Here is a 24936-nt window from a genome sequence, read left to right on the forward strand (position 1 = left end):
CGGGGCCGCCCGTGCGCGGGCCGGCCGCCCCGTCGAGGTCCGATCAGATGTCGGATGCCGCGACTAGCGTGTCAGGCACGGCGAAGGGAACCCGATGTATCTGGTCGACGGCACGGTGGTCACGAGCGCGAGCGACCTCAAGAAGGCCTCGGAGTGCGAGTTCGCGTTCCTCCGCGCCCTCGACGCCAAGCTCGGCCGCATCGAGCCCGTGCCCGACCCCGAAGACGCGATGCTCGAGCGCTCGGGGCGCATGGGCGACGCGCACGAGCTGCGCGTGCTCGAGCGCTACCGCGAGCAGTTCGGCGACGGCGTCGTCGAAATCGAGCGTCCGTCGGTGCGCGACGCGGCCGCCGTGGCCGCCGCCGTCGAGGCGACCAACGCCGCCTTCGCCGCGGGCGCACCCGTCGTGTTCCAGGCCACGTTCGCCGACGACGGCTTCATCGGCTTCGCCGACTTCATCGTGCGGCAGCCCGACGGTCGCTACCTCGTCCAAGACAGCAAGCTCGCCCGTCGTGCCAAGGTCACGGCGCTGCTGCAGCTGGCCGCCTACGCCGAGCAGCTCGAGCGCATCGGGGTGCCCTGCGCCGCCACCGTCGAGCTGCTGCTCGGCGACGGCACCACGAGCACGCACCGCCTCGACGACATCGCGCCCGTCTACCGCCTGCGCCGCGAACGGCTCGAGCGCATCATCGACGAACGCCTCGCCGACACCGCGCCCGTCGCCTGGGGCGACCCCCGCTACGGGCTCGACGGGCGCTGCGCCACGTGCGACCTCGAGGTGCAGGCGCATCGCGACGTGCTGCTCGTCGCGGGCCTGCGCGTGACGCAGCGCACTCCCCTCGCCGAGGCGGGCATCACCACGATCGACGAACTCGTGGCATCCGATGCACCGGTGCCCGGCGTGCTCGACGCGACGCTCGCGAACCTGCGCCTGCAGGCACGGCTCCAGCTCGAGGCCGAGGCTGCGCAACAGGCTGCGGATGCCGCGGGCACGCGCTCCCCCGACGACCCGCCGCTCGCGCCGCCCGTCGCGCTGCGCGACCCGGCCTCGCTCTCGGCGATCCCCGAGCCCGATGCGGGCGACCTGTTCTTCGACTTCGAGGGCGACCCGCTCTACACCGAGGGTCCCGCCAAGGAGTGGGGCATCGACTACCTCTTCGGCATGGTCGACGTCGACGAGCAGTTCACGCCGCTCTGGGCGCACAGCTTCGCCGAAGAGAAGGTCGCGCTCGAGCGGTTCCTCGACCTCGTGGCCGCACGCCGCGCCGCCCACCCGAACCTGCACATCTACCACTACGCCAACTACGAGAAGGCGCACCTGCTGTCGATCGCGGCCCGGCACGGCGTGCGCGAGGTCGAGGTCGACCGGCTGCTCCGCGACGGCGTGTTCGTCGACCTCTACCCCATCGTCAAGCGGGCGGTGCGCGTGGGCAGCCGCTCGTACTCGATCAAGAAGCTCGAGCCCCTCTACATGGGCACCGAGCTGCGCGAGGCCGACGTCAAGTCGGGCGGCGACTCGATCCTCGAGTACGTGCGCGCCCGCGCCCTCGCGGCCGACGGCGGCGTCGACCCCGTCACCGGGCTCTCGGGCGCGGCGGCCGCCCAGCACGTGCTCGACGACCTCGCCGACTACAACCGCTACGACTGCGTGTCGACGCTGCGCCTGCGCGACTGGCTTCTCGGCCTGGCCCGCGGGGCGGGCGTCCCCTCGGTGCCCGAGTCCGAGCTGATCGAGGCGTTGAAGGCCGAGGGCAAGGTGCCCGAGCCGTCGCCGATCGCGCTGCACCTGCAGCAGCTCTCCGGTCCCCGCGACGACCCCGCGCGAGACGCCGACCACACGGCGCTGGCCCTCGCGGCCGCCGCGATCGACTACCACGACCGCGAGGCCAAGAGCTTCTGGTGGGCGCACTTCTTCCGCCTCGAGCAGCCGCTCGAGGCGTGGGAGGAGCAGCGCGACGTGCTCGTCGTCGACCCCGCGGCATCCGTCGTGGTCGAGCCCTGGTTCATCGAGGAGGGCCGGCGCGTCGAGCGGCGGCAGGTGCTGCTGCGCGGCCGCATCGCCCCCGGTTCGCGCTTCTCGGTCGGCGGCAGCGTGAACGTGCTCTACGACTCGCCGGCGCCGTTCAGCGTCGGGCGTCCGCAGCGGCCCGGCGCCCGCACGGCGCGCTCGGTCACCGTGGTCGAGGTGCTCGACGACGGCGTGGTCGTCGACGAGGGCGCGATCGACGGCGAGACCTGGTCGGGGCTGCCCATGGCCGTCGTGCCCGGGCCGCCGCCGGCCGCCGGGCGACAGAAGGGCGCGATCGCCGGCTGGGCCGAACAGGTCGCCCGCACCTGGCCGCGCTGGCCGAAGAACCCCGCCGTCGACATCCTCCGCCGAGCCGCGCCCCGCACGCGCGACGGCCTCGGCCTGGGTGCGAGCGCGGCGCTCGCGGCGCACCACGACTACGTCGCCGCCGTCACCGCGGGCCTGCAGCGGCTCGACGACTCCTACCTCGCCGTGCAAGGTCCTCCCGGCACGGGCAAGACCTACGTCGCCTCGCACGTGATCGCCGCGCTCGTCGAGCAGCACGCCTGGAAGATCGGCGTCGTCGCCCAGTCGCACGCCGTGGTCGAGAACGTGCTCGACGCCACGATCCGAGCCGGACTCGCACCCGACCTCGTCGGCAAGGCGCCGAAAGACGACGCCGCCCCCGGCGACCACGAGTACACCGTGCTCGACAAGAAGCGCAACGGGCTCGGCCAGTTCGCCCAGGCGCACGCGAACACCGGGTTCGTGGTCGGCGGCACCGCCTGGGACTTCGCCAACGACGACCGGGTCCCGCGCGCCTCGCTCGACCTGCTCGTCATCGACGAGGCCGGGCAGTTCTCGCTCGCCTCGACCATCGCCGCGGCGGTCTCCACCCGCAACCTGCTGCTGCTCGGCGACCCGCAGCAACTGCCGCAGGTGAGCCAGGGCATCCACCTCGAGCCGGTCGACACGTCGGCCCTCGGCTGGATCGCCGACGGCCACGACGTGCTGCCCGCCGAGTACGGATTCTTCCTCGCCGAGAGTCGGCGCATGCACCCCGCCGTCGCAGCGCCGGTGTCGCGCCTATCCTACGAGGGCGAGCTGCACTCGCACGAGGTCGCCTCGACCCGCTCCCTCGACGGCGTGCACCCCGGGCTCACCCCAGTGCCGGTCGAGCACGAGGGCAACACGGTCGCCTCCGCTGAAGAGGCCGACGTCGTCGTCGCCCACGTCGAGGCGCTGCTCGGCCGCATCTGGATCGATCCGACCAATGCCGATGCCGCCCGCGGCCGCCCGCTCGAGCAGCGCGACCTCATCGTGGTCACCCCCTACAACGCGCAGCTCACGCTCGTGCGTCAGGCCCTCGACGACGCCGGCTTCCCCGACGTGCCCGTCGGCACGGTCGACAAGTTCCAAGGTCAGGAGGCCGCGGTCGCGATCGTCTCGCTCGCCGCGTCGAGCGCGGCGTCCGCTCCCCGCGGCGTGGAGTTCCTGCTGCTGAAGAACCGCCTCAACGTCGCGATCTCGCGCGCGAAGTGGGCGGCCTACCTGCTCTACTCCCCCGGCCTGCTCGACGCCCTGCCGTACACCCCGGCCGGAGTCGCCCAGCTCAGCGCGTTCGTGCGACTGGTCGGCGCCGATCGGGCGCGCACCCGTGGCGGAACCGTGCTCGAGCCGGTGGCCTGACGCACCGCTGACCTCACCGGCTGGGCCGGCCTCACGGCCGCGCATCGCCGCGCTCGGGACGGGCATGCTTCGGGCGCCTCCGGCTCCGGCTCCGGCTCCGGCTCCGGCTGTACCGCGTCCGTCGCTCTCGAATCGCGGCACTCAGGCACTCCGGCACTCACGCAGGCGGACGCCTTTGGCCCGGCCCGAGGCTCTCGAACTTCGGCGTCGCGGCACTCCGGCGTTCTCGAACTCCGTCGTCGCGGCACTCCGGCACTCCGGCACTCCGGCACTCCGGCACTCCAGCACTCCGGCACTCCAGCACTCCGGCACTCCGGCACTCCAGCACTCCAGCACTCCAGCACTCCGGCACTCCAGCACTCCAGCACTCCGGCACTCCGGCACTCCAGCACTCCAGCACTCCGGCACTGCAATCTTGGAGGAACCTCCCCGTGGCACCGCGCATCGCAGGAAGCGGGGCGCCGAAAACGGCCTCCACCACTGGGCTGCATCGCCGCACGACGGTCGGCGCACTCGACGCGACCGGCCGCCGGCCACCGCGGACTGACCACCGGACACCGGGCATCGGGCACCAAACGGAGGGCACCGAACGACAGCAGCCGCCCGGCGCCGTCGCCGCCACATCCGACGGCGGCCGCGGCATCCGCCTCAGGCGAGCTTGGCGGCGATCGCCTCGACCCGGCGCTGCCGGGTCTCGGGCGCCTTCGCCGACTCGACGTTCGTCACGTGCGCCTTGCGGGCGCTCGGCGAGAGCCGGTCGAATGCGGCCCTGGCACCGGCCGCATCGAGCGCCGCGGCGAGGTCGTCGGGCACCTCGACCGTGCGTGGCGCGGTGTCGACCTCGAGGTCGACGACGATCGCGTCACCGCCCTGGATTCCGGTGGCGGCGCGCTTGTCGGCGCTGAAGCCGATCAGGTAGCGCCCGCCCATCACCGCGACCGTGCTGCGGTACTCGTAGCCGTTCACGTTCACGACGACGGGCGGCTTCCTGCCGGCGCCGAGCGCCTCGATCACGTCTTCGGGCACCTCGATGCCGGTGTTGTTGCCCGTCTGGAACATCGTCGACTCGAATCGCATGCGCCGAGTCTGCCACCGCATCGGCTCGGCCGTGGCTGGGAATACCCCTCAGCGTCGGAACGTAGGTTATGGGTATGACCTCCCCCTCGTCTGACCTGAACCCTGCCCGCATCACGATGTACGGCGCCGAATGGTGCATCGACTGCCGCCGCTCCAAGGCCCTGCTCGACACCCGCGGCGTCGACTACGACTACATCGACCTCGAGGTCGAGCTCGACGGCGCCGACCGCGCCAAGGCGATCTCGGGCCGCACCCAGATCCCCGTGGTCGTCTTCCCCGACGGCACGCACTTCACCGAGCCCAGCGACGCCGAGCTCGCCGCGAAGCTCGACGAGGCCATCGCCGCGTAGTACTCGCAGCGCCGCGAACCTCCCGCGCCTTCACGCACGGGAGGAGATCGCCCGGTCAGGAGGACGATTCAGCGAATCGAGTCCTCCGAACCGAGCGATCTCCTCGCGATCGCGCGTGCTCCCGCTAGGCGCCCGGGCGGTCGTCGTCGTCGCTAGTCGGCGAGCGCCGGGATGACCTCGGCCTCGAACAGCTCGAGCCCGCTGCGGTCGTACGCGAGCTCGGGCATGTAGTGGATCGCATAGCCCAGGCCCAGGTCGCGGCGTCGCTCGAGCTTGGCGACGACCTCGCTCACGGTGCCGACGAGCGACTCGTCGGAGTGCATGCCCTGGAGGTACCGCTCGGTGCCGGCCTGGCCGAGATACGGTGCGACGCGCGCCTCGATGACGGCGAGACGGCGCTCGACGTCCGCGGCATCCGTGCCGACGACCGTGTTGAAGTTCGAGCTGCGCACGATCGAGTCGAAGTCGCGGCCGAGCGTCTCGGCGTGGCCGCGCAGGATCTCGCTCTTGTGCACGAAGCCCTCGACGCCGCCGTTGAAGTTCGTGTAGCTCGCGTACTTCGCGGCGATCTTCAGCGTGACCTTCTCGCCGCCGCCGGCGATCCACATCGGGATGCCGCCGGTCTGGAGCGGCTTCGGCTGCACGATGGCGTCGTCGATCTGCCAGAACTCGCCGTCGAGGCTCGCGCGGCCGGTCGTCCAGGCCTGGTGCATGACGTCGACGCCCTCGCGCAGCGCGCGCAGCCGGGTCGGGGCGTCGGGGAATCCGTAGCCGTACGCGAGCCACTCGTGCTCGTACCAGCCGGCGCCGATGCCCATCTCGGTGCGTCCCCCCGAGATGAGGTCGACGGTCGCGGCGATCTTCGCGAGGTAGGCGGGGTTGCGGTAGGCGACGCACGTGCACATCTGGCCGAGGCGCACGCGCGAGGTCGACGCGGCGAAGGCCGCCATGAGGGTCCACGCCTCGTGGGTGGCCTCGGTCTCGCTCGGCACCGGCACGGTGTGGAAGTGGTCGTAGACCCAGATCGACTCCCAGCCGGAGTCGGGCGCATCGGCGTGCGCGGCGAGGTCGTGCATGGTCTGCCAGTGCTCGGCCGGGTCGATGTCGACGAGGTCGTGGCGCCAGCCCTGTGGGATGAACATTCCGAAACGCATGCCGTTCAGCCTAGGACGACGAGGCCCCGGTTCAGCGCTACCCCTGAGGACGCCGGCCCGCGCGGCTCATATCGTGCGTGGGATGAACACGACTCACTGCGAATTCGCCGCCCGGGACTTCTCCGCCACCGCGCTGACCACCTCGAGCGGACGCATCGTGCGCGTCTCCGGATTCGGCCTCTGCCCCTCGAACGGATGGGAGCTCTCCCTCATCGCCGCGAACCCCGGCGTCGTGCCGCATCCCGGCAGCCTGTGGCTGGAGCTGCGCGAGCGCACACCGGGAACCGACCTGCCGCGGGCGCTCGTCGACACCGCCGTCGAGGCGATCATCGAGGACTCGCAGGCGGAGACGATCGTCATCCGCTTCGGCTGGCGCGAGCCGATCAGCATCCCGGTGGTCGAGCAGGTGCGCACCGGGCTGCGAGCGGATGCCGAGCGTCGACGCGCTGCGGCATCCGTCGCCGTCTCCTGAAGCGACGCCCCGGGATCAGGCGAGCGCGAACCGCAACTCGGCCATCACCGGACCGCTCCACGCACCGTCGTCGAGGTCTTCGCCGCGGACCGTGACGATGCGGCCGCCCTTGGCGAACACGAGCAGCGCGAGCTGCGGCAGCAGGTCGCCCGCGGGCGTGCCGTCGGCGAGCGTCTCGCCGGTGCCGTTGCCGGTCGCGAACTCGATCGCCCCGGTCTCCCGGTCGAGCGTGCCGTTGACCGAGGTCGTGAAGTCGAACCAGATGGTCTCGACGGCGCCGTCGACGGCGAGCCTGGCGATGGCCGCGAGGTCGCGCTCCACGCGTCCGGCGTTCGCCTCGGCGAGGCCGCGCAACGCGGCATCCGCTTCGGCGACGTTCAGGCGCGCGAGCTGCTCGCGCAGGGCGGCGTCGATCTCGGACGCTCCAAGCCGGTCGGGCGAGCCGGGAACGCCCACGATGCGACGGCCGTTGCGGGCGCGGTCGAGGAGGGCGCTGAGCAACGGCTCGGCCGCGAACACGAACAGCGGCACCCGTCCGTCGGGGTCGATCGCCGCGAGCTCGTGCTTCGTCGCGTCAGCGATGCGCTTGGCGTAGATGTCGATCAGCTTCTTGCCGCGCTCGTCGCCGACCTCGCCGCGGTCGCCGTGCTGGCCGCCGCGGGGGCTGTTCTCGCCGGGCTCGCGGTTCGTCGCGGCGTCGAGGTCGGCCGGATGCGAAGGGTCGGTCTCGAGCGGCAGGGCCCGTGCGGTGGGCGTGGCGTGCCAGAGCTTCCACTCGTGCGCCGACAGGGTGAGGGCGAAGGCCTCCTGGTCCTGGCTGGGGGCGCGGAGCAGCTGTCCGAGCGTGAAGTGCGAGCCGACGTGCCAGGCGTCGTCGAGTCGGTTGGGCAGCACGAAGACCTCGGTGAACCCGGGGGCGACGAAGATGGCGAGCGATCGCGACAGCGCGCCCCACAGGGCGAAGTCGCCGAGCACGCCGTCGCGTTCGCGGCGGAGGGCGTCGAGTTCGGTGGCCGGTGCGCCAGATGCCTTGATCTGGTCGAGCGCGTGATCGAACGCGCTCTTGACGGAGACCTCCGCGCGTTCGCGCTCGTTGACCACGGGTGATGTCGAGGCGTAGACGGTGATGGCCGGTCGGTGTTCACCCGCCAGCGTTGCGAAATCGGTGCTGGTCGGCAGCTCGTGATGGAGCGTCATTCGTTCCTCCCCCGTGGATCGTGCGACGACGATGTCGCTGGACTCCAGCCTATGAAGGCGGGCGGTGAAGCGACACCCCCAAGGAGAGAACACTCAGGCAGCTCACCCGGGGTTCGGCACCGTTGCGACCGGGGCGCCGTCCGCGTCCTGCTCCCATTCGCGAACCGCACGCGCGGCGATGAACGGCGCGCGCTGCTCCGCCCACTCCTCGACCGCGGCGAGTTCGGCCTCCTCCTGTCGCGCCACGAACGCATCGGCGACGCGGCGACCCGATTCGCGTCGGAGGCCCGCGCGGTACTCGGCGACGTCGAGCCTGGGTGCCGATTCCTCCCGAGCCGCGCGGAGTCGTTCGGCCGCGCGCTCGCGATCGGCCGCGACGATCGTCTCGTCGGTGATCTGCGCCACCTCGTCGTAGGCGGTCGGGGCCATGAGGTTCTGGAGCGTCTTCGTCAGCACGGGCATGAGCTCGATGCAGACGAAGAGCAGGGCGATCATGAGGTGCGCGGTCGCGAGCATGCCGTTGCGCTCGCCGATCCGCCACAGGGCGTCGAGGCGGGCGAGCATGCCGGTGCTCTGGTCGGCGGCCGCGTCGTACCGCGCGGCCTCGAGGTCGCGCGCCGCGGTCAGCCGATCGAGCCGTTCACTGTCGGCCGCGAGGGCCTGCCCGGCCTGCTCGACCGCTTCGGCCGATCCCGCCTCGATGCGGGCCTCGGCCTGGGCCTTCGCCTCGGCCTCCGCGGCCTTGGCCGCGTCCAGCGCCGCGAGCTTGCCGTCGCGGTCGAGCTTCTTCGACTGCGTGATGGGCCCGTCGCCGACGATGCCCGTGCCCTCGGTGCCGTCGAGCTCGGCGAGCCAGACCCGGTTCGCCTCGTCGTACGCGGCCTGCGCCGCCGCGGTCGCCGCCTGCGCGGCGACGTAGTCGGCGTCAGCCGCCAGCGACGCGCGTCCGCCGCCTGCGATGAGCGCCTTCTGCTCGGCGACGCGCTCGGTGAGCGACGCGATGTCGTCGTAGCGGGGATCGGCGGCGAGCTGTTCCTCGAACGCCTGCTTCGCCTCGAGCACCATGACCTCGGTCTCGGCCTCGATCTCGCGCTCGAACACCTGCAGCGTGAGCGGAGTCGCGACGACGACGCCGATCACGAGCGCGAGCGCCACCCGGGGCAGGGCGAGCAGCAGGTTCGCCGAGGCGCGCGGCTGCCTGGGCATGCCGACGACGAGCATCCGGTCGATGGCGAGGATGACCAGTCCCCAGCACAGTCCGACGACGACCGCCACCCAGGTGGGCGCCTTCAGGGCCATCGCGAGGGCGAACGAGGCCGCGGCGGCGGAGACGGCCGCGGTGGCGATGAGCACGAGCCCCATCGCGAGGTATCGCTGGCGCTGGCCCGGCGTGCGCTCCAGCACGTCGGGACGTGCACCGCCGAACGTCGCGAGCCTGTCTCCGAGCCGACTCATCGGTCCCCCGATCCGTTCAGGGCCGATCCACCCGGTCCGACCGGCTCGCCACGTTACTCCGAGGAACGGACGAGGTCACTCGGGGAATCCCCCCAAACGACCCTGAGCGGGCAGCCGACGAGACGACTGCCCGCTCGATGGGCGCTCGAGGGGCGCTCAGGCGAGCACCGAGTGATTCGAGCGGATCATGCCCGCCGGGTCGACGGCGTGCTTGACCGCGCGCAGCCGGTGCACGCGCTCACCGAACAGGCGCTCGGCGGGTCGACGGTTCTCGCTGAAGTTCAGGTACTCCACGGGCGCACGCCAGGGCTCGATCCGCGAGAAGAGCCGACCGAGCGAGGCGACGAGCGCATCGCCCAGGCCGGGCATCGGGATGCCGCCCGCGAACACGAGGTAGCGGGCGTCGAAGCCGGCGACGGCCCCGGGGGCAGGCGTCCCGTGGTCGGCCGCGACGTCGAGCGCGGCGTCGGGGTCGAGCACGCCGCCGAGGTGGCGGAGCTCGGCCACGAGCAGCGCGGTGTCCGCACCGGGTCCGACGGCGGCGAGGAACGCGCGCACGGTCGCGGGTGCGAGCTCGGTGAGCATCATGCCGTCGCCGAAGCCGGGGGACGGCTCGGGCGGGTCCATGTGCAGCTGCAGCAGTTCGGCGACCGGCTGCGGGTGCACGGTGTCGATCTCGGGGGAGAACGCACGCAGGGGCGCGAGGAGCTCGGCGGCGCGCTCGGGACTCTCCTGGCACACGGCCTCGATGAGGAGCAGCTCCCGGCCCGACAGGAACGGCGGCAGCTCGGGCAGGGCGGGCAGGCGCATGACCCTCGCGGTCGAGGTGACGCTGTCGGGCAGTTCCGCCGTCCAGGCGGCCCAGGCGGGCAGGACCTGCTCCGCGGCATCCAGCGGCCAGAGCAGCATGCCGGCGAGCACCTCGGTGATCGGGAAGAGACGGAACTCGAGCGCGGTGACGACGCCGAAGTCGCCGCCGCCGCCGCGGATCGCCCAGAACAGGTCGGTATCGTGCTCGGCGTCGATGCGCCGCAGGCGGCCGTCGGCCGTGACGATCTCGGCCGCGAGCACCTGGTTCGCGGCGAGGCCGTGCGACCGGGCGAGCCAGCTGATGCCGCCGCCGAGCGTGTAGCCCATGACGCCGACGTCGTGCGAGGAGCCGGCGAGCGCGGCGAGGCCGTGCGGCGTTGCGGCCGCGACCACGTCGCCCCACTGGGCGCCCGGCTCGATGCGGGCGACGCGAGCCTCGGGGTCGATCTCGACGCCGCGGAGCTCGGACATCTTGAGCAGCACGACCTCGTCGAATCCGTCCTGCGCGGCGAGCGGGCCGGCGTTGTGGCCGGTGGACTGCGCGGCGACGCCGAGGCCGAGGCCCGCGGCGGCGCGCACGGTCTCGACGGCGTCCGCCGCGCCGGCCGCGACGACGACCGCGGCGGGGCGCTGGTCGACGGCGAGGTTCCACGCGAGGCGGTCGGCGTCCCAGGTGGCGTCGCCGGGAAGGCTCAGTCGACCGGCGAGGCGGTCGGCGAGCTCGGCGAACGCCGCGGCACGGTCACGCGGCGCGGCGTCCGCTGCGGTGGCCTCGTGATGACGTCGGCGCGCCAGTGCGAGATCGGCGACCGGCGCGATCGCCTGGTCAGCCTCGGTTCGGGCGGGGGTGGTCGATTCGGGTTCGGCGGCGCTCCATGCGGCGCCGGACACAGGGGTGTTCACAGCTGGTTCCTTTCGATGGGTCGCGCCGCGGGCCCTGGCCCCGTCTCCGGGGCGGACGGCCGCGGGGGATCCCGTCGGCACGCACGAACGCAGAACCCATACAACGGCCGACACCCACGCCGCGCGCCAGTGGCATCCCTCCTCCCTGCTCAGGGATATCCCTCGAAGATCGGATGCCACGAGACGATGCAGATCGGATGCCGCGATCGGATGCCGCCACCGATGCCGCGGCCCGCGGAATACGCGGCCGCCGCCGGTCGTTGCCGTCAGCGATGTCCGAAACACTGCGCCTGTCCGTCCTCGACCTCGTTCCCGTTCGGAGCGGCCAGACCAGTGCGGGGGCCGTCGCGGCATCCGTGGGCCTGGCCAAGCTCGCCGATCGCCTGGGGTTCACCCGCTACTGGTTCGCCGAGCACCACAACATGCGCTCGGTCGCCTCGACCACGCCGCCGGTGCTCATCGCGGCGACCGTCGCGCAGACCGAGCGCATCCGCGTCGGCTCGGGCGGCGTCATGCTGCCGAACCACGCGCCCTTCGTCGTCGCGGAGCAGTTCGCCGCCCTCGAGGCCATCGCGCCCGGGCGCATCGACCTCGGCCTCGGCCGGGCCCCCGGCAGCGACCCGGTGATCACGCAGCTCCTGCGCATCTCGGGGCCGACCGCCGACGTCGACCGGTTCCCCGATCACATCGCCGACATCCTGAGCCTCGTTTCGCCCGACGGGGCGAACCTGCGCCTGACGAGCGGGCGCGAGTACGCGATCACCGCGACGCCGGCCGCGAGCTCGACGCCGCAGGTGTGGCTGCTCGGATCGAGCGACTACTCGGCGAAGCTGGCCGCCGAGCTCGGCCTGCCGTACGTCTTCGCGAACCACTTCTCGGGCGAGGGCCTCGAACGCGCCCTCGAGCTCTACCGCACCGGCTACCAGCCGAGCGAGGCGCACCCGACGCCCGAGACGTTCCTCACGGCCAACGCCTCGGTCGCGCCCACGGCCGAAGAGGCGCGGGCGCGCGCCCTGCCGCAGCTCCGGGCGATGGCCCGGTTGCGTGCGAACCGTCCGATGCGCGAGCTCGAGACCGTCGAGGAGGCCCAGGCGGCGCCCGCCGACAGCATGGTCGACGAGGTCATCGCCGGCATGGAGCGACGCTGGATCATCGGCGACGCGTCGGCCGCGGCATCCGAGCTGCGCACGCTGGCGAACCGGCACGGCATCGACGAGATCATGGTCTCGCCGATCTCGGGGTCGTTCGAGGCCGAGCCGGCGGATGCCGCACCCGGCCGCGAGCAGACGCTCGAACTGCTGGCGGGCGAACTCCTGCCGCCGGTCGGGTAGGACGTTCAGGCAACCGCTCTCGGACGCATAGGGACCTCATCGGACCGCCATAGGAGGCGGCCGGGCCGGGCTGGCTCCATGGGTGCATCGACAACCGTTCGGAGCATCCATGGATCCCCTCATCCTTCTCGCCATCGACCTGGTCGCGGTCAGCGCCCTCGTCTTCGGCCTGTACTTCCCGCGCCACCGGCGCCGCGACCTGCTGATCGCATTCCTGACCGTGAACGTCGGCGTGCTCGCCGTCTCGCTCGTGCTCGGCTCGAGCGCGGTGGGCGCCGGACTCGGCCTCGGACTCTTCGGCGTGCTCTCGATCATCCGGCTGCGATCGAGCGAGGTGCAGCAGCACGAGGTCGCGTACTACTTCGCGGCGCTCGCCCTCGGACTCATCGGCGGTCTCGGCGCCGGACTCGGCTGGGCCGCCCCCGCGCTCATGGCCCTCGTGGTCGGCGTGCTCGCCGCGGTCGACAACGGCCGGGTCCTGCGCCGCTACCGGCAGCAGCTCGTGGTGCTCGATCGGGCCCTCCCCGACGAGGGCGAGCTCCGCGAGCACCTCGAGGCCATACTCGGCGGGCGCGTCCGGGCGATGCGAGTCGAGCGACTCGACCTCGTGAACGACACGACGACCGTCGACGTGCGCTACGAGCTGCACCAGACGGCATCCCGTCGCGAACCGGTGGCCGCGTGAACGCCGCGGCCCTCGCGCCACTGCGCGATCTGGCCCCGGTCGGACTCGACGAGCTGAACAGCGCGGCCGAGCTGCTCACCAGAGTCGACCGCAAGTACATGCTGCCCGCGGGCGCCGTTCCCGACCTGCTCCAGCGGCTGCCGGCCGGCACCGCCGCGCTCGAGATCGACGGGCGGCGCTCGTCGCAGTACGAGTCCGTCTACTTCGACACCCCCGACCTCTCGAGCTACCACCTCGCGGCGTACGGCCGGCGACGGCGCTACAAGATCCGCACGCGTTCGTACGTCGACTCCGCACTGAGCTTCCTCGAGGTGAAGACCCGCGGCGGTCGCTCCGTGACCGTCAAGGAGCGGGTCGCCATCGAGCCGGATGCCGCGGCCGGCCTCACGGGCGACGCCCTCGCCTACGCCGAGTCGACGCTCGACGAGGCCGGCATCGAGCCGCCGGAGCACGACCCGTTCGTGCCCGTGCTGACGACCCGCTACCGCCGGGCGACGCTCCTGGTCCCAGGCGGCAGCCGCGCGACGATCGACGTCGGCCTCGAGTGGATCGAGCTCGGGCCGCACGGGCGATGGCTCACGACCCCGGGCTCCGTGATCGTCGAGACCAAGTCCGGCGGGAGCGCAGGGCCGGTCGACCGCACGCTCTGGTCGCTCGGGCACCGCCCCGCGAGCGTCTCGAAGTTCGCCACGGGCCTCGCGGCGCTCCGGCCCGACCTGCCCTCCAACCGGTGGACGCCCGTCCTCCGCCGACACTTCGCCCACGCGACCACCGGTCGCCGAAAGGACCTCCCGTGAACGCCACGACCCCCGACCCGACGAACCCGACCTCCGTGAACCTGACTCCCGCGAACCCGACTCCCGCGAACCGACGCCGACGACGCCCCTGGTTGACCGCCGCCGCCCCCTTGGCCCTGGCCGGCACGCTCCTGCTCGCGAGCTGCGCGGGCACCGCCGCGGCCGGCACCGGCTCGTCGACCGAGAGCGACGACTCGACCGTCACGATCGAGCAGGCCGAGGCCGTCGCCCCTGGCGCGAGCGCCGCGGAGGTCATGGCCGACAACGAGGAGGCGCCGACCGCGATCTCCGACTACGACGCGGCATCCGCCGTCTCGATCGACCTGTCCTCCCCCGAGGCGACCGACGGCGTCAGCGTCGACGGCGACACCGTGACGATCACGGCGGCCGGCACCTACGTGATCAGCGGTTCGACCGCCGGCCAGCTCGCGGTCGACGCCGGCGACGCCGACGTGACCGTCGTGCTCGACGGCGTCGACATCGCGAACGAGGCGGGCGCCGCGATCGACGTGGTCGCCGCCGACGAGGTGCAGCTCGTGCTCGCCGACGGCAGCGAGAACTCCCTGTCGGATGCCTCGTCCTACGCGGACGACGTCTCCGCGAACGCCGCACTGGCCAGCGCCGCCGACCTCGTCATCTCGGGCACCGGCTCACTCGTCGTGCAGGGCAACGGCAACGACGGCATCGCGTCGAGCGACGCGCTCACGATCGCGGGCGGCGACATCACCGTCGACGCGGTCGATGACGGCATCCGGGGCAAGGACCTCGTGATGATCACGGGCGGCACGATCGACGTGACCGCGGGCGGCGACGGCATCAAGGCCGACGACGTGGAGGAGGCCGAGCGCGGCTACGTCGCGATCGCGGGCGGCGAGGTCAGCGTCGTCTCCGGCGGCGACGGCATCGACGCGGCCACGGACGCCGTGCTCTGGGGCGGCACGCTCGACGTGACCGCGGGCGGCGGTTCGGGCTCCGCGGCATCCGAGGACACCTCGATGAAGGGCGTGAAGGGCGACGTGTACGTCGTCGTCGACGGCGCCACGGTGGACGTGGACTCCGCCGACGACGCGCTCCACACGAGCAACACCGTTCACCTCGCGTCGGGAGAGGTCACGGTGTCCTCGGGCGACGACGGGGTGCACGCGGATGTCGCGCTCACGGTCTCGGGCGGCCAGGTGACGGTCGACGACTCGTACGAGGCGCTCGAGGCCGCCGCGATCACGATCACTGGCGGCGACACCGAGATCACCGGCACCGACGACGGCATCAACGTCGCGGGCGGCGCCGACGGCTCGGGCACGGAGGCCGGCGGCGGCGCGCCCGGCGACGGCTACGCCGAGTCGGCGTCGTCGACGGGCCGCACGCTCTCGATCTCGGGCGGCACCCTGCTCGTGCACTCCGACGGCGACGGCATCGACGTGAACGGCGACGCCTCGGTCACGGGCGGCACGATCGTCGTCGACGGTCCGACCGAGCAGATGAACGGCCCGCTCGACGTGGACGGCACGTTCGACATCTCGGGCGGCACCCTGCTGGCCGCCGGCAGCGCGGGCATGCTCGTGGCTCCGGGCGTCGACGCGGCGCAGGCCTCGGTCGCGGTCGTCCTCGACAGCACGCAGGCCGCGGGCACGCTGCTCCACCTCGTGGCCTCCGACGGCACGGTCGTGGCGACCTACGAGACCGGGAAGGAGACGGCGTCGGTCGTCTTCTCGTCGCCCGACTTCGTGAACGGCGAGACGTACACGGTCGTCGCGGGCGGTATCGCGAGCGGCGACACGGTCGGAGGGCTCAGCGCCTCCGGAACCGCGGACGGCGCCTCGAGCGTCGGCACCGGCGTCGCCGGCGAGCAGGACCAGGTCGCCGGCATGGGCGGCGGCGGGGGCGGACAGCCGCCCCAGCGCTGACCTCCGGGAGTCGGCCCGCCGGCAGGCAGCACGAGGCCCGCGCGACCATGCGGTCGTGCGGGCCTCGTCGCGTCGAATCGGGCCGGGCCTCAGGCCGCGAGGCCGAGGCGCCGCAGGTCGTCGCCGGACGCCTGGTAGTCGGAACGGGCCTCCACGACGAACTCGCGTGGCACCCGGGCGCCGTTCTGCACGCGCGCCTCGGAGCCGACGACCGCGAACGGGCCGACGACCGCGTTGCGTCCGATCACCGCGCGCTGGCCGACGCGGGCGTTCACACCCACGGTGGCGCGCTCGGCGACGATCGCGCCGGCCTCCACCCATGCGCCGTGCTCGATCTGCGCGCCGCGCTGCACCTCGGCACCGGGGTCGACGTACGCCGTCGGATCGACGAAGGCGGACGCGTCGACCTTCGCCGTCGTCGAGACGAGGCCACGGCCGTTCACGTGCTTGCGGTAGCGACGCAGGACTCCGGCTTCGTCTTCGAACTCGACGTAACTGATGCCCACGTTCTCCTCCTTCCGGCGCGGAGCCTCCGCACCCGGACATTGATACAACACCGCAGTTGACCGGGGAATTCCCCGGAGCCGCCGTCGTCTCGGTGCGCACCCTGAAACCTCGTCGTGCCAGCACCGAGATCGGCCCGGAACCGTGGCGGCGGCGGCTCGCACGGGGCTAGCGTCACCCCTCGTGCCGGGTGTTCCGGCATGCCGGGCGCATCCGCTCGGGTCGCCGCATCCACCGGAAGATCCCATGTCGAACTACCTGCTCTGCTCCAACCCGATCCAGGGGCACGCCGCCCCGCTCATCGCGATCGCGGGCGACCTCGTCGCCCGCGGCCACACCGTCACCGTGCTGACGGGCGCGCGGTTCCGCACCGCCGTCGAGGCGACCGGCGCCGCGCACCGTGCTCTGGGCGGCATCGCCGACTACGACGACCGCGTCATGCAGGACCACCTGCCGGACCGCGACCGGCACCACGGCATCGCGAAGCTGCAGTACGACGTGCAGACGATCTTCGTGAAGCCCGTGCCCGACCAGTTCGCCGCCCTCGAGGCCGCGATCGACGAGCTCTCGCCCGACGCGATCCTCACGGATGCCGCCTTCGCCGGCGTGCTGCCGCTGCTGCTCGACGGCCCCGGCGCCCGGCCCCCGATCATCGCCGTCGGCGTGATCCCCCTCAGCCAGTCCAGCACGGATGTCGCGCCCTACGGGCTCGGGCTCCCGCCGAAGGCGGGCCTGCTCGGGCACGTGCGCAACCGCGTGCTGAACGTCCTCGTGCAGCGCGTGGTGTTCGCCGCGACGCAGCGCCTCGCGAACGACGTGATGATCTCGCTCGGACGCCCGCGACTCTCGTCGTTCGTGCTCGACTGCTCGCGGATGTTCGACCGGTTCCTGCAGCTGAGCTCGGCGGCGTTCGAGCCGCCGCGCAGCGACCTGTCGCCGAACCTCCGCTTCGTCGGGACCGTGCTGCCGGCGGTGCCCGAGGCGGCCGCGCTGCCGGAGTGGTGGTCGGAACTCGACGGCTCGCGGCCGGTCGTGCACGTGACCCAGGGCACGATCGACAACAAGGACTTCGACCGCCTCGTGCGACCGACCCTCGACGGCCTCGCCGACCGCGACGTGCTCGTCGTCGTCTCGACGGGCGGCCGCCCGGTCTCCGAGCTCGGCGAACTGCCCGCCAATGCACGCGCGGCGGAGTTCCTGCCGTACGACCTCCTCATGGACCGGACCGACGTGTTCGTCACGAACGCGGGGTACGGCGGCACCCAGTTCGCCCTGAGCCACGGCGTGCCGCTCGTCGCCGCGGGCGACACCGAGGACAAGCCCGAGGTCTCGATGCGGATCGCCTGGTCCGGCACCGGCGTGAACCTCGGCACCGGAACCCCGACCGCCCTCGCCGTCCGCGACGGCGTCGACCGGGTGCTCGCCGACGCGGGCTTCCGAGCGCGGGCGCAGGGCCTCGCCGAGGACATCGCCTCGTACGACACGTTCGCGCTCATCGAGGCCGAGCTGGAGGCCGCCGTGCTCACGCGTGCCGCCGTGGCCGCCCGCTGACCGGGCGTGCTCGGTCGCAGGTGCGGATGCCGCGATCGCAGCGGCGGTCGCGGCATCCATGCGTGAAGGTTAGGCTGTCCTAAGCCGACGTCGGGTCGGCCACCCCGCTCCGGCGCCCGCCGGCCTACCTGGCGAGACCACGTGAACGCAGAGCCCCTCATCACCCTCGACGGCGTGAGCATCCGCCACGACGAGGCGACGCGGGCGACCCCTGCCGGCGTCTCGTTCGACGTGCGCCCGGGTGAGGTCGTGCTCCTGCTCGGGCCTTCCGGATGCGGCAAGTCGACGCTCGCGCTCGCCCTCGACGGGCTCGTCCCGCACGCCGTGCCCGCGACGCTCGAGGGCGCCGTGCGGGTCGCCGGGCTCGACACGCGCGATCACACGGTCGCCGAGCTCAGCGAGCACGTCGCGATGGTCTTCCAGGACCCCGATGCGCAGGTCGTCACCGGAACCCTGCTCGACGAGGTCTGCTTCGGCCCCGAGAACCGGCTCGTGCCCGTCGCCGATGTGCTCGAACGCGCCGAGCGCGCGCTGAAGCTCGTCGGGCTCTGGGACCGTCGCACCGAGAACCCCGACGTGCTCTCGGGCGGCGGCCGGCAACGGCTCGCCGTCGCCTGCGCCCTCGCGCTCGCCTCGCCCGTGCTCGTCCTCGACGAGCCGACCGCGAACCTCGATCCGGCCGGCATCGACGAGGTCTACTCGGTGCTCCGCGAACTCGCGAGCGAACGCGACCACGCGATCGTGCTCGTCGAGCACAACCTCGACGCCGCCGTCGACCTCGTCGACCGCGTCGTCGTGCTCGACGCGGCAGGCCGGCTCGTGATCGACGGCCCCGCCCGCGAGGTGCTGCAGGGCCGCGCCGAGGAACTGCTCGCGCTCGGCGTCTGGCTCCCCGTCTCCACGCTCGCCGCGCTGCGCCTCCGCGCCGCCGGCGTCGTACTGCACCCGCTGCCGCTCAGCCCCGCCGAGCTCGGGGCCGCCCTCGACGGCGTCGACATCCTGCCTGCGCCCCGTGGCGCGACCGCCGCCCCCGCCGACGCCCATGCCGACGCCCCCGCAGCACGGTCGCAATCGGTCGCTTCGGGCGCCGAGGAGCGACGATCTGCGACCGAGCCAGCCAGGCTCACGGCGCTGCGGCCCGCCATCACGGTGCGCGACTGCTCCGTGCGCCGCGGCGGACGTCGCGGACCGGTCGTGGTCGACGGAGTCGACCTCGACGTGGCATCCGGCGACTTCCTCGCCATCGTCGGCACGAACGGCGCCGGCAAGACGACGCTCCTCCAGGCCATCGCGGGCGTCATCCCCGCCCCGCGAGGCAGTGTCGACGTGCTCGGCATGGACCCGTCGCGCGCCGACGCCCGCGCGCGCGCCCGCCAGATCGGCTTCGTGTTCCAGAACCCCGAGCACCAGTTCGTCGCGCACACCGTCGCCGAGGAGCTCGAACTCGGCCTGCGCCTGCAGGGCGTCGACGAAGAGGCCCGTCGCGTCGAGGTCGACCGCATGCTCGCGCGCTTCGACCTGACCGAGCACCGCGACCGGCATCCGTTCCTGCTCTCGGGCGGACAGAAGCGCCGCCTCTCGGTCGGCACCGCGCTCGTGGCCGGCGCCCCCGTGCTCGCCCTCGACGAGCCGACGTTCGGCCAGGACCGCGCCCGCGCGTCCGAGCTGCTCGACATCCTGGGCGACCTGAACGCCGAGGGCACGACCGTGCTCGTCGTCACCCACGACCTGCAGCTCGTGGCCGACCACGCGACCCACGTCGCGGTCATGCGCGACGGGCGGCTGCTCGGCGTCGGGCCGACGGCCGAGGTGCTCGCGGGTCCGCTGATCGAGGAGGCAGGGCTGCGGCATCCGCCCCTCGCGCGCGCCACCCGCGGCCTCGAGCGACACCCTGAATGGCACGCGGTCACGCGGATGTCGCAACTGCCCGTCGGCGATCGGGCCGTCGCATGAGCGCCGCCACGCCCGCGCCCCTGCCGTCGGCCGCACCCACCCCGCGACCGCGACCGCTCCGCCGGCCTCGGTCTCGGTCGAGGCGCCGGACGCCGCCGCACCGGCGCCCGCCGCACCGGCGCCCGCCGCACCGGCGCCCGCCGGCCCGGCCGCCCGCGTGCCCTCGCCCCCGCCCATCCGCGACCCCTACGCCGAGCAGGCGCCGACCAGCGGCATCCGGTTCCTGCACCACCTCAACCCGCTCGCGAAGTTCGCGGCACCGCTTCCCGTAATGCTCGCGCTCATCTTCACGAGGGGCGTCGCGATCCCGCTCGCGTTCATCGTGCTCGCGCTCGGCCTGCTCGTCATCGGTGCGCGGCTGTCGGGCCGCGCCCTCGCCGCGCTGCTCCTCGGCGTTCCCGTCGCGGTCCTCGTGCTCGGGTTCAGCTTCGGCATCTGGGTCGACCCCGAGCGCATCGAGGGCGCCGGCGCCGCGGCATCCGTGGTGCTCTTCGGCATCGGCGACTGGGAGTTCACGCTCGCCGCCTACCTCGTCGGCCTCGCGACGGCGATGCGCATCACGGCGCTGCTCATGCTCTCGCTCCTCGCCGGCCTGACCACGAGCGGGCCCGAGCTCGTGCGCGCGCTCGTGCAGAACCTCCGCGTGCCGTACCGCATCGGGTACACGGCCCTCGCCGCGCTGCGCTTCGTGCCGCGGTTCGGCCACGAGCTCGAGGTCATCCGCGCCGCGCACCGCGTTCGCGGAACGGATGCCGGGCGCGGGCCGGTCGCGGCCGTTCGGCGCACGATCGGCACGGCCATCCCGCTGCTCGCGAGCGCCATCCGCCACGCCGAACGCGTCGCCCTCGCCATGGACGCGCGCGCGTTCGGGGCGCACCCCACTCGCACCGAGCGCACCATCAGCCGCTGGCGGGTGCGCGACACAGTCTTCGTCGTCCTGTTCTGGGCGGTCTCGGTCGCCATCTACTGGTGGGCCCTGCAGGGCGGCTTCGGCGGCGTGACCCCCGACCGCACCGAGGTCGGGCTGTGAGCGCCCGCCCGCGCGCCGCGGTCGCACCCGGATCACGACGACGCCTCGACCGTCACCCCCACGACCCCCACCTGATCGGAGCCGCCCCGTGCGACTGAACGTCCCCACCCGCCTGCTGCTCACCTGCGCTGCGATCGGCGCGGCCGCGGGCCTGCTGCTCGTGCCCGCCTTCGTGCTGTCGACGACGGTCGCGCCCGCGCTCCCGCTGCTCTACGCGGCCTTCGCGGGCATCTGGAGCGTGCCGTTCGTGGTCGCGCTGGCGCTGATCCGCCAGCCGGGCGTCGGCCTGCTCACCTCGCTCATCGCGGGGCTCATCAACGCGGTGCTGACCCCGCAGGGCCCATCGGCGATCCTCACCTGCCTCATGATCGGCGCGATGGTCGAGATCCCGCTCGCCCTGGGGCTCTACCGATCCTTCCGGCCGTGGATCTTCTACGTCGGCGCGGCCGTGTTCGCCCTGCCCTACGCGCTGTACTCGATGCCCTTCCTCGGGGTCGACCACTTCCCGCTCTGGGCGCAGATCGCCTACCCGACGCTCTCGGTGCTCTCCAACCTCGCGGGCGTGTGGCTCGGCCTGCTCATCGCCCGCCGCCTCGATCGCACCGGCGTCGCACGGGGCCTCCAGCGCCCGGTGCGGCGCGCGAAGACGACGGATGCCGCGGTGCCGGCCTGATCCTCGGGGCATCCGCGCGGCCAGCCACGGCATCCGCGCGGCCAGCCGCGGCATCCGCCCGGCCACGTCGCCGAACCTTCCCCTGGTGTGACCTCCGCGGCATCCGCCCAGCAGCTGACACCTTCGCCGATTCAGGCGAACGCGCGCGATTCAGGATGATTCGGCGGATCCCGGCCTGACGTGCGGCCGTCTGCCTGACGCCGTGGCGGCACACCATGCCGGCTCGGGGACACGCCGGACTGGTTCGCGGAGTGGTCGCGAAGTGCTCTTCCGGTAGGGCCTGAATCAGCAGATCGTGACCGCTCGGCGAAATGGGTCGGCGCGGACGCGCACCGGGCAGGCGCGGCGGGCACCGGTCAGGCGCAGCGCGAACACCGGTCAGGCGCAGCGCGAACACCGGTCAGGCGGCGCGCGCACACCCGCAGACGACGGAACGGGCCGCAGCGAGTGATCGCTGCGGCCCGTTCGTCGTTCGCCCGGTGCTACGCGGCGGGCGCCGTGTCGAGGATCTCGACGAGGAACACGAGGGTCTGTCCGCCGAGCTCAGCGGCCTCCGCATCGGTGCCGTAGGCGTACTCCGGCGGGATCGTGACGATGAGCTTGGTGCCGACCTTCTGGCCGACGAGCGCCGCGCCGAAGCCCTGGATCACCTGGTCGGTCGAGAACTGCGCGGGGTCGCCGCCGTAGCTCTGGTCGAACACCTCGCCGGTGTCCCAGCTCGTGCCCTGGTAGTTGAGGGTCACGGTGTCACCGGCGGCGACGACGTCGCCATCGCCCTCCTCGAGCACCTTGAGCTGGTAGTCGGCGGGCGGCTCGGTGTCGGGCAGCGTGACCGTGGGGGCCTCGCCCTCGGCGCCGAACTTCACCTCGGGCACGTCTTCGGTCCACTCGGATGCCGTGAGCGGCTCCTTGACGTCGACCACGATGACGACGCTCTCGCCCGCGGCGAGGCCGATGTTCTCGTTGCCCGCGCCGTCGTAGAGCGAGTCGGCGGGGGCGACGGTGACGGTGCGGGTGCCGGTGGGCACGCAGTCGACGCCCGCGAGGAACGCCTCGAAGACCGACGTGTCGCCGGCGGTGATGGTGGCGGGCTGCGAGAAGAGCTGGTCGCCCGAGGCGCCCGAGAAGACCGTGACGACGGCGTTCACGCTGTCGCCGGCCGCGGTGGTCTCGCCGTCGCCCTCGGTGACGACGGTGCGCTGCAGCTCCTCGGCCTCGAGCGGGGTGTCGAAGGTCGCGGTCGGCGCGGCGCCGAAGTCGCCTTCGACCTTGACGCCGTCGCTGAGCTCGCCCGAGGAGAGGTCCATGCACTCGGCTGCGGCGGGCGTGGACGGCGAGGCTTCGGGGTCGCCGCCCGCACAGCCGGCGAGGAGCAGGGCTGCTGCGGCGGTGGCGAGCGCGACGGGCGCGACGCGGCGCAGGGCACGATTCATGAGGGAGTCTTCTCGATTCGATCGGAAAGCAGGATTCCCCCCAGTCTGCACGCTTCGGCTTTCCTTTGCCTGAATCCACAACAATCGGCCCGATCAGCGTCAGAATGGGCCCATGGGGGAACAGGCTGACGTTCGTGCTACCGTCCGGCACTTCGCCGAGCATGCCTCGGCATTCGCCGAGTTGGATGCCGTCGTGTGGAATCCGATCTCGATGGCGACCGTGCTCCGTGCCGCACCGCAGTTCGGCGAGCTCGTGCTCGACGCCTGCTGCGGCGACGGCGCCTCGGCGGTGCCCACGGCCGAGCTCGTCGGGCCGACGGGGGTGGTCGATGCGGTCGACCTCTCGGAGACGATGATCGAGCTCGCCCGGGAGCGCGCCGAGCGGGAGGCGGCCCCGCTGCCGCAGCTGCGGCTCCATGCGGCGGATGTCACGGAGTGGGAGCCCGTCGGCTACGACCTGGTGCAGTGCGTGCTCGGCGTGTTCTTCTTCCCCGATATCGAGGCCGGTGTCGCGCATCTCGTCGAACGGCTGAAGCCGGGCGGACGCTTCGTGGCGACGGTGTGGGCGCCGACCGCGCTCCGCGAGTTCATCGACGCGCTCTGCGACGCGGTCGAGGCGGAGGGCGGCGACGTGGGCGCGGCGGCCGTGACCGCGTATCGCGACGGCGGAACGCCCGACCTGCCCGAGTCCCCAGGCGCCCTGGCGCAGTGGCTCGGCGGTCTCGGGCTCGAACAGACGCGCGGCGAGCTCGTGCCGAGGCACCTCGATCTCGACGACGACCTGGCGTGGCGGCTCGTGCTCGGCATGTCCCGGCGGCGGCTCGTGGCCGACCTCGACGACGAGACGCGCGACCGCGTCGCGACCGCGTTCCACGGGCTCCTCGCCGAGCGCGGCATCACGCGCGTCGACCTCACGACCCTGATCGGCGTCGGTCACCTCCCGAGCTGAGCGGATGCCGCGTCCGCGCCGCACGGGCCCGGTTCAGCGTGGCTCGGGGCCGGTGGCGACCTCGCGCGTGTCGTCGTTGGACCACTGGCTCCAGGAGCCCGGGAACAGTGCGGCGTCGATGCCCGCGACCGCGAGCGCGGCGACCAGGTGGCTCGCCGCCACGCCCGACCCGCAGTACGCGGCGACGGGCGTGCCCTGAGCGACGCCGAGGGCCGCGTACCGCGCGGCGAGCACGTCGGCCGGCAGGAAGCGGCCGTCGGCGTCGAGCGCGTCGACCGAGGGCGCCGACGTCGCGCCCGGCACGTGCCCGGCCTTCGGGTCGACGGGCTCGACCTCGCCGCGATAGCGCTCGCCCGCACGGGCGTCGAGCAGCACGCCGTGCTCGGAGAACGCGGCCGCCTCGTCGATGTCGATGACGGGCATCGCCCCGAAGCGCGCCGTGGCGTCACCGGGCTCCGGCACGTTCACGCCGGTCTCGAGCGGGTACCCGTCGGCGACCCACGCGTCGATGCCGCCGTCGAGCAGGAGCACCGCGTCGTGCCCCGCGTGGCGCAGCAGCCACCAGGCCCGTGCCGCCGCCTGGTTCGAGGTCGTGTCGGTGACGACGACGAGGTCGCCGGTTCGGATGCCCCATCGGCGCATCGCGGCCGTGAACGCCTCCTCGGTGGGCAGCGGATGCCGCCCCAGGCCGATCGCGTCGTGGTCGGACAGTTCGTCCTCGAGGTCGACCGAGACCGCCGTCGGGATATGCCCGGCGCGGTATGCGTCGAGGCCGTGCGGCTCGGCCAGCGTCCAACGCGCATCCAGCACGACGGTGCGCATGCCCGACTCGATACGGGCGGCCAACTCGCGGACGGAGATGAGGATCGACATGCGTCCATCCTGCGCCATGGCACCGGCCGTGGCATCCGCTCGAGCGCCCGAACCGGGGCCGGATGCCGCCGCAGCCGGTCGCGAGCGCCGCGACGCCCGGTAAACTGGCGGGACGGACGATTGCTGATGGCGTGAGGA

Annotated in this window: 20 protein-coding genes; 12 read left to right on the plus strand and 8 right to left on the minus strand. The window is 72.9% G+C overall.

Annotation, left to right across the window (positions count from 1 at the left end):
- The first annotated feature begins 94 nt into the window (after nt 1-94).
- Entirely contained in the window at nt 95-3697 is a 3603-nt protein-coding gene (locus ACR3IO_RS03250) for a TM0106 family RecB-like putative nuclease (RefSeq protein ID WP_434069721.1), read from the plus strand.
- A 648-nt stretch (nt 3698-4345) separates the two neighbouring features.
- On the opposite strand, the gene ACR3IO_RS03255 is transcribed toward ACR3IO_RS03250, so the two are convergent.
- Nucleotides 4346-4774: a YdeI/OmpD-associated family protein gene (locus tag ACR3IO_RS03255; protein ID WP_434069722.1), complete on the minus strand. Its 429-nt coding sequence runs from the start codon at nt 4772-4774 to the stop codon at nt 4346-4348.
- A 74-nt stretch (nt 4775-4848) separates the two neighbouring features.
- On the opposite strand from ACR3IO_RS03255, the gene ACR3IO_RS03260 reads away from it, so the two are divergent.
- Nucleotides 4849-5124 carry a glutaredoxin family protein gene (locus ACR3IO_RS03260; protein WP_434069723.1) on the plus strand — a complete coding sequence of 92 codons (276 nt, stop codon included), beginning with the start codon at nt 4849-4851 and terminating at the stop codon, nt 5122-5124.
- 152 nt (nt 5125-5276) lie between these two features.
- On the opposite strand, the gene ACR3IO_RS03265 is transcribed toward ACR3IO_RS03260, so the two are convergent.
- On the minus strand, nt 5277-6278 hold the full coding sequence (locus ACR3IO_RS03265) for an LLM class F420-dependent oxidoreductase (RefSeq protein ID WP_434069724.1): 1002 nt from the start codon (nt 6276-6278) through the stop codon (nt 5277-5279).
- An 82-nt stretch (nt 6279-6360) separates the two neighbouring features.
- On the opposite strand from ACR3IO_RS03265, the gene ACR3IO_RS03270 reads away from it, so the two are divergent.
- Nucleotides 6361-6750, plus strand: a complete 390-nt coding sequence (locus ACR3IO_RS03270) for a hypothetical protein (RefSeq protein WP_434069725.1) — start codon at nt 6361-6363, stop codon at nt 6748-6750.
- Nucleotides 6751-6765: 15 nt separating this feature from the next.
- Here the strand turns inward: ACR3IO_RS03270 and ACR3IO_RS03275 are convergent, their stop codons facing one another.
- The 3 genes from ACR3IO_RS03275 to ACR3IO_RS03285 form a co-directional block, all read right to left on the minus strand.
- Complete coding sequence (locus ACR3IO_RS03275) at nt 6766-7947, minus strand: hypothetical protein (RefSeq protein WP_434069726.1); 1182 nt, start codon at nt 7945-7947, stop codon at nt 6766-6768.
- 102 nt (nt 7948-8049) lie between these two features.
- Complete coding sequence (locus tag ACR3IO_RS03280; RefSeq protein WP_434069727.1) at nt 8050-9402, minus strand: DUF4407 domain-containing protein; 1353 nt, start codon at nt 9400-9402, stop codon at nt 8050-8052.
- Between the two features lie 156 nt (nt 9403-9558).
- Nucleotides 9559-11115, minus strand: coding sequence for an FAD-binding protein (locus ACR3IO_RS03285; protein ID WP_434069728.1), 1557 nt, complete (start codon nt 11113-11115; stop codon nt 9559-9561).
- A 272-nt stretch (nt 11116-11387) separates the two neighbouring features.
- On the opposite strand from ACR3IO_RS03285, the gene ACR3IO_RS03290 reads away from it, so the two are divergent.
- The 4 genes from ACR3IO_RS03290 (at nt 11388) to ACR3IO_RS03305 (ending at nt 15832) form a co-directional block, all read left to right on the plus strand.
- Nucleotides 11388-12446 carry an LLM class flavin-dependent oxidoreductase gene (locus ACR3IO_RS03290; protein ID WP_434069729.1) on the plus strand — a complete coding sequence of 353 codons (1059 nt, stop codon included), beginning with the start codon at nt 11388-11390 and terminating at the stop codon, nt 12444-12446.
- Between the two features lie 109 nt (nt 12447-12555).
- Nucleotides 12556-13131 (plus strand): DUF4956 domain-containing protein, encoded by a 576-nt coding sequence (locus tag ACR3IO_RS03295; RefSeq protein WP_434069730.1) that lies wholly within the window; start codon nt 12556-12558, stop codon nt 13129-13131.
- Nucleotides 13128-13928 (plus strand): polyphosphate polymerase domain-containing protein, encoded by an 801-nt coding sequence (locus ACR3IO_RS03300; protein ID WP_434069731.1) that lies wholly within the window; start codon nt 13128-13130, stop codon nt 13926-13928. Before ACR3IO_RS03295 ends, ACR3IO_RS03300 begins: the two co-directional genes overlap by 4 nt.
- Nucleotides 13925-15832, plus strand: coding sequence for a carbohydrate-binding domain-containing protein (locus ACR3IO_RS03305; RefSeq protein WP_434069732.1), 1908 nt, complete (start codon nt 13925-13927; stop codon nt 15830-15832). The genes ACR3IO_RS03300 and ACR3IO_RS03305 overlap by 4 nt, the downstream gene beginning before the upstream one ends.
- An 89-nt stretch (nt 15833-15921) precedes the next feature.
- Here ACR3IO_RS03305 and ACR3IO_RS03310 read toward each other — a convergent pair whose 3' ends face one another.
- Nucleotides 15922-16338 (minus strand): transferase, encoded by a 417-nt coding sequence (locus tag ACR3IO_RS03310; protein ID WP_434069733.1) that lies wholly within the window; start codon nt 16336-16338, stop codon nt 15922-15924.
- 244 nt (nt 16339-16582) lie between these two features.
- Between ACR3IO_RS03310 and ACR3IO_RS03315 the strand changes: the two genes are divergently transcribed.
- From ACR3IO_RS03315 to ACR3IO_RS03330, 4 genes are all read left to right on the plus strand, one after another.
- A complete protein-coding gene (locus tag ACR3IO_RS03315; protein WP_434069734.1) occupies nt 16583-17887 on the plus strand; it encodes a glycosyltransferase in 1305 nt (434 codons plus the stop codon).
- Nucleotides 17888-18028: 141 nt separating this feature from the next.
- Nucleotides 18029-19840: an ABC transporter ATP-binding protein gene (locus tag ACR3IO_RS03320; RefSeq protein WP_434069735.1), complete on the plus strand. Its 1812-nt coding sequence runs from the start codon at nt 18029-18031 to the stop codon at nt 19838-19840.
- Between the two features lie 157 nt (nt 19841-19997).
- The gene (locus ACR3IO_RS03325; protein ID WP_434069736.1) at nt 19998-20870 is read left to right on the plus strand and encodes an energy-coupling factor transporter transmembrane component T family protein; all 873 of its coding nucleotides are present in this window, start codon (nt 19998-20000) and stop codon (nt 20868-20870) included.
- A gap of 88 nt (nt 20871-20958) precedes the next feature.
- A complete protein-coding gene (locus ACR3IO_RS03330; RefSeq protein ID WP_434069737.1) occupies nt 20959-21543 on the plus strand; it encodes an ECF transporter S component in 585 nt (194 codons plus the stop codon).
- A gap of 482 nt (nt 21544-22025) precedes the next feature.
- On the opposite strand, the gene ACR3IO_RS03335 is transcribed toward ACR3IO_RS03330, so the two are convergent.
- The gene (locus tag ACR3IO_RS03335) at nt 22026-22976 is read right to left on the minus strand and encodes an FKBP-type peptidyl-prolyl cis-trans isomerase (RefSeq protein WP_434069738.1); all 951 of its coding nucleotides are present in this window, start codon (nt 22974-22976) and stop codon (nt 22026-22028) included.
- Nucleotides 22977-23088: 112 nt separating this feature from the next.
- Here ACR3IO_RS03335 and ACR3IO_RS03340 point away from each other — a divergent pair, with 112 nt between their 5' ends.
- Nucleotides 23089-23925: a class I SAM-dependent methyltransferase gene (locus ACR3IO_RS03340; protein ID WP_434069739.1), complete on the plus strand. Its 837-nt coding sequence runs from the start codon at nt 23089-23091 to the stop codon at nt 23923-23925.
- Nucleotides 23926-23958: 33 nt separating this feature from the next.
- On the opposite strand, the gene ACR3IO_RS03345 is transcribed toward ACR3IO_RS03340, so the two are convergent.
- Nucleotides 23959-24798 (minus strand): sulfurtransferase, encoded by an 840-nt coding sequence (locus ACR3IO_RS03345; RefSeq protein ID WP_434069740.1) that lies wholly within the window; start codon nt 24796-24798, stop codon nt 23959-23961.
- Nucleotides 24799-24936: the final 138 nt, after the last annotated feature.

It is taken from the genome of Agromyces sp. Marseille-Q5079 (assembly GCF_051016555.1).
Lineage (GTDB): Bacteria > Actinomycetota > Actinomycetes > Actinomycetales > Microbacteriaceae > Agromyces.

Bases quoted from the DNA above. Each gene is read 5' to 3' on its own strand.
- ACR3IO_RS03250 (WP_434069721.1), top strand. From the start codon at position 95: ATGTATCTGGTCGACGGCACGGTGGTCACGAGCGCGAGCGACCTCAAG.
- ACR3IO_RS03255 (WP_434069722.1), bottom strand. From the start codon at position 4,774: ATGCGATTCGAGTCGACGATGTTCCAGACGGGCAACAACACCGGCATC.
- ACR3IO_RS03260 (WP_434069723.1), top strand. From the start codon at position 4,849: ATGACCTCCCCCTCGTCTGACCTGAACCCTGCCCGCATCACGATGTAC.
- ACR3IO_RS03265 (WP_434069724.1), bottom strand. From the start codon at position 6,278: ATGCGTTTCGGAATGTTCATCCCACAGGGCTGGCGCCACGACCTCGTC.
- ACR3IO_RS03270 (WP_434069725.1), top strand. From the start codon at position 6,361: ATGAACACGACTCACTGCGAATTCGCCGCCCGGGACTTCTCCGCCACC.
- ACR3IO_RS03275 (WP_434069726.1), bottom strand. From the start codon at position 7,947: ATGACGCTCCATCACGAGCTGCCGACCAGCACCGATTTCGCAACGCTG.
- ACR3IO_RS03280 (WP_434069727.1), bottom strand. From the start codon at position 9,402: ATGAGTCGGCTCGGAGACAGGCTCGCGACGTTCGGCGGTGCACGTCCC.
- ACR3IO_RS03290 (WP_434069729.1), top strand. From the start codon at position 11,388: ATGTCCGAAACACTGCGCCTGTCCGTCCTCGACCTCGTTCCCGTTCGG.
- ACR3IO_RS03295 (WP_434069730.1), top strand. From the start codon at position 12,556: ATGGATCCCCTCATCCTTCTCGCCATCGACCTGGTCGCGGTCAGCGCC.
- ACR3IO_RS03315 (WP_434069734.1), top strand. From the start codon at position 16,583: ATGTCGAACTACCTGCTCTGCTCCAACCCGATCCAGGGGCACGCCGCC.
- ACR3IO_RS03335 (WP_434069738.1), bottom strand. From the start codon at position 22,976: ATGAATCGTGCCCTGCGCCGCGTCGCGCCCGTCGCGCTCGCCACCGCC.
- ACR3IO_RS03340 (WP_434069739.1), top strand. From the start codon at position 23,089: ATGGGGGAACAGGCTGACGTTCGTGCTACCGTCCGGCACTTCGCCGAG.
- ACR3IO_RS03345 (WP_434069740.1), bottom strand. From the start codon at position 24,798: ATGTCGATCCTCATCTCCGTCCGCGAGTTGGCCGCCCGTATCGAGTCG.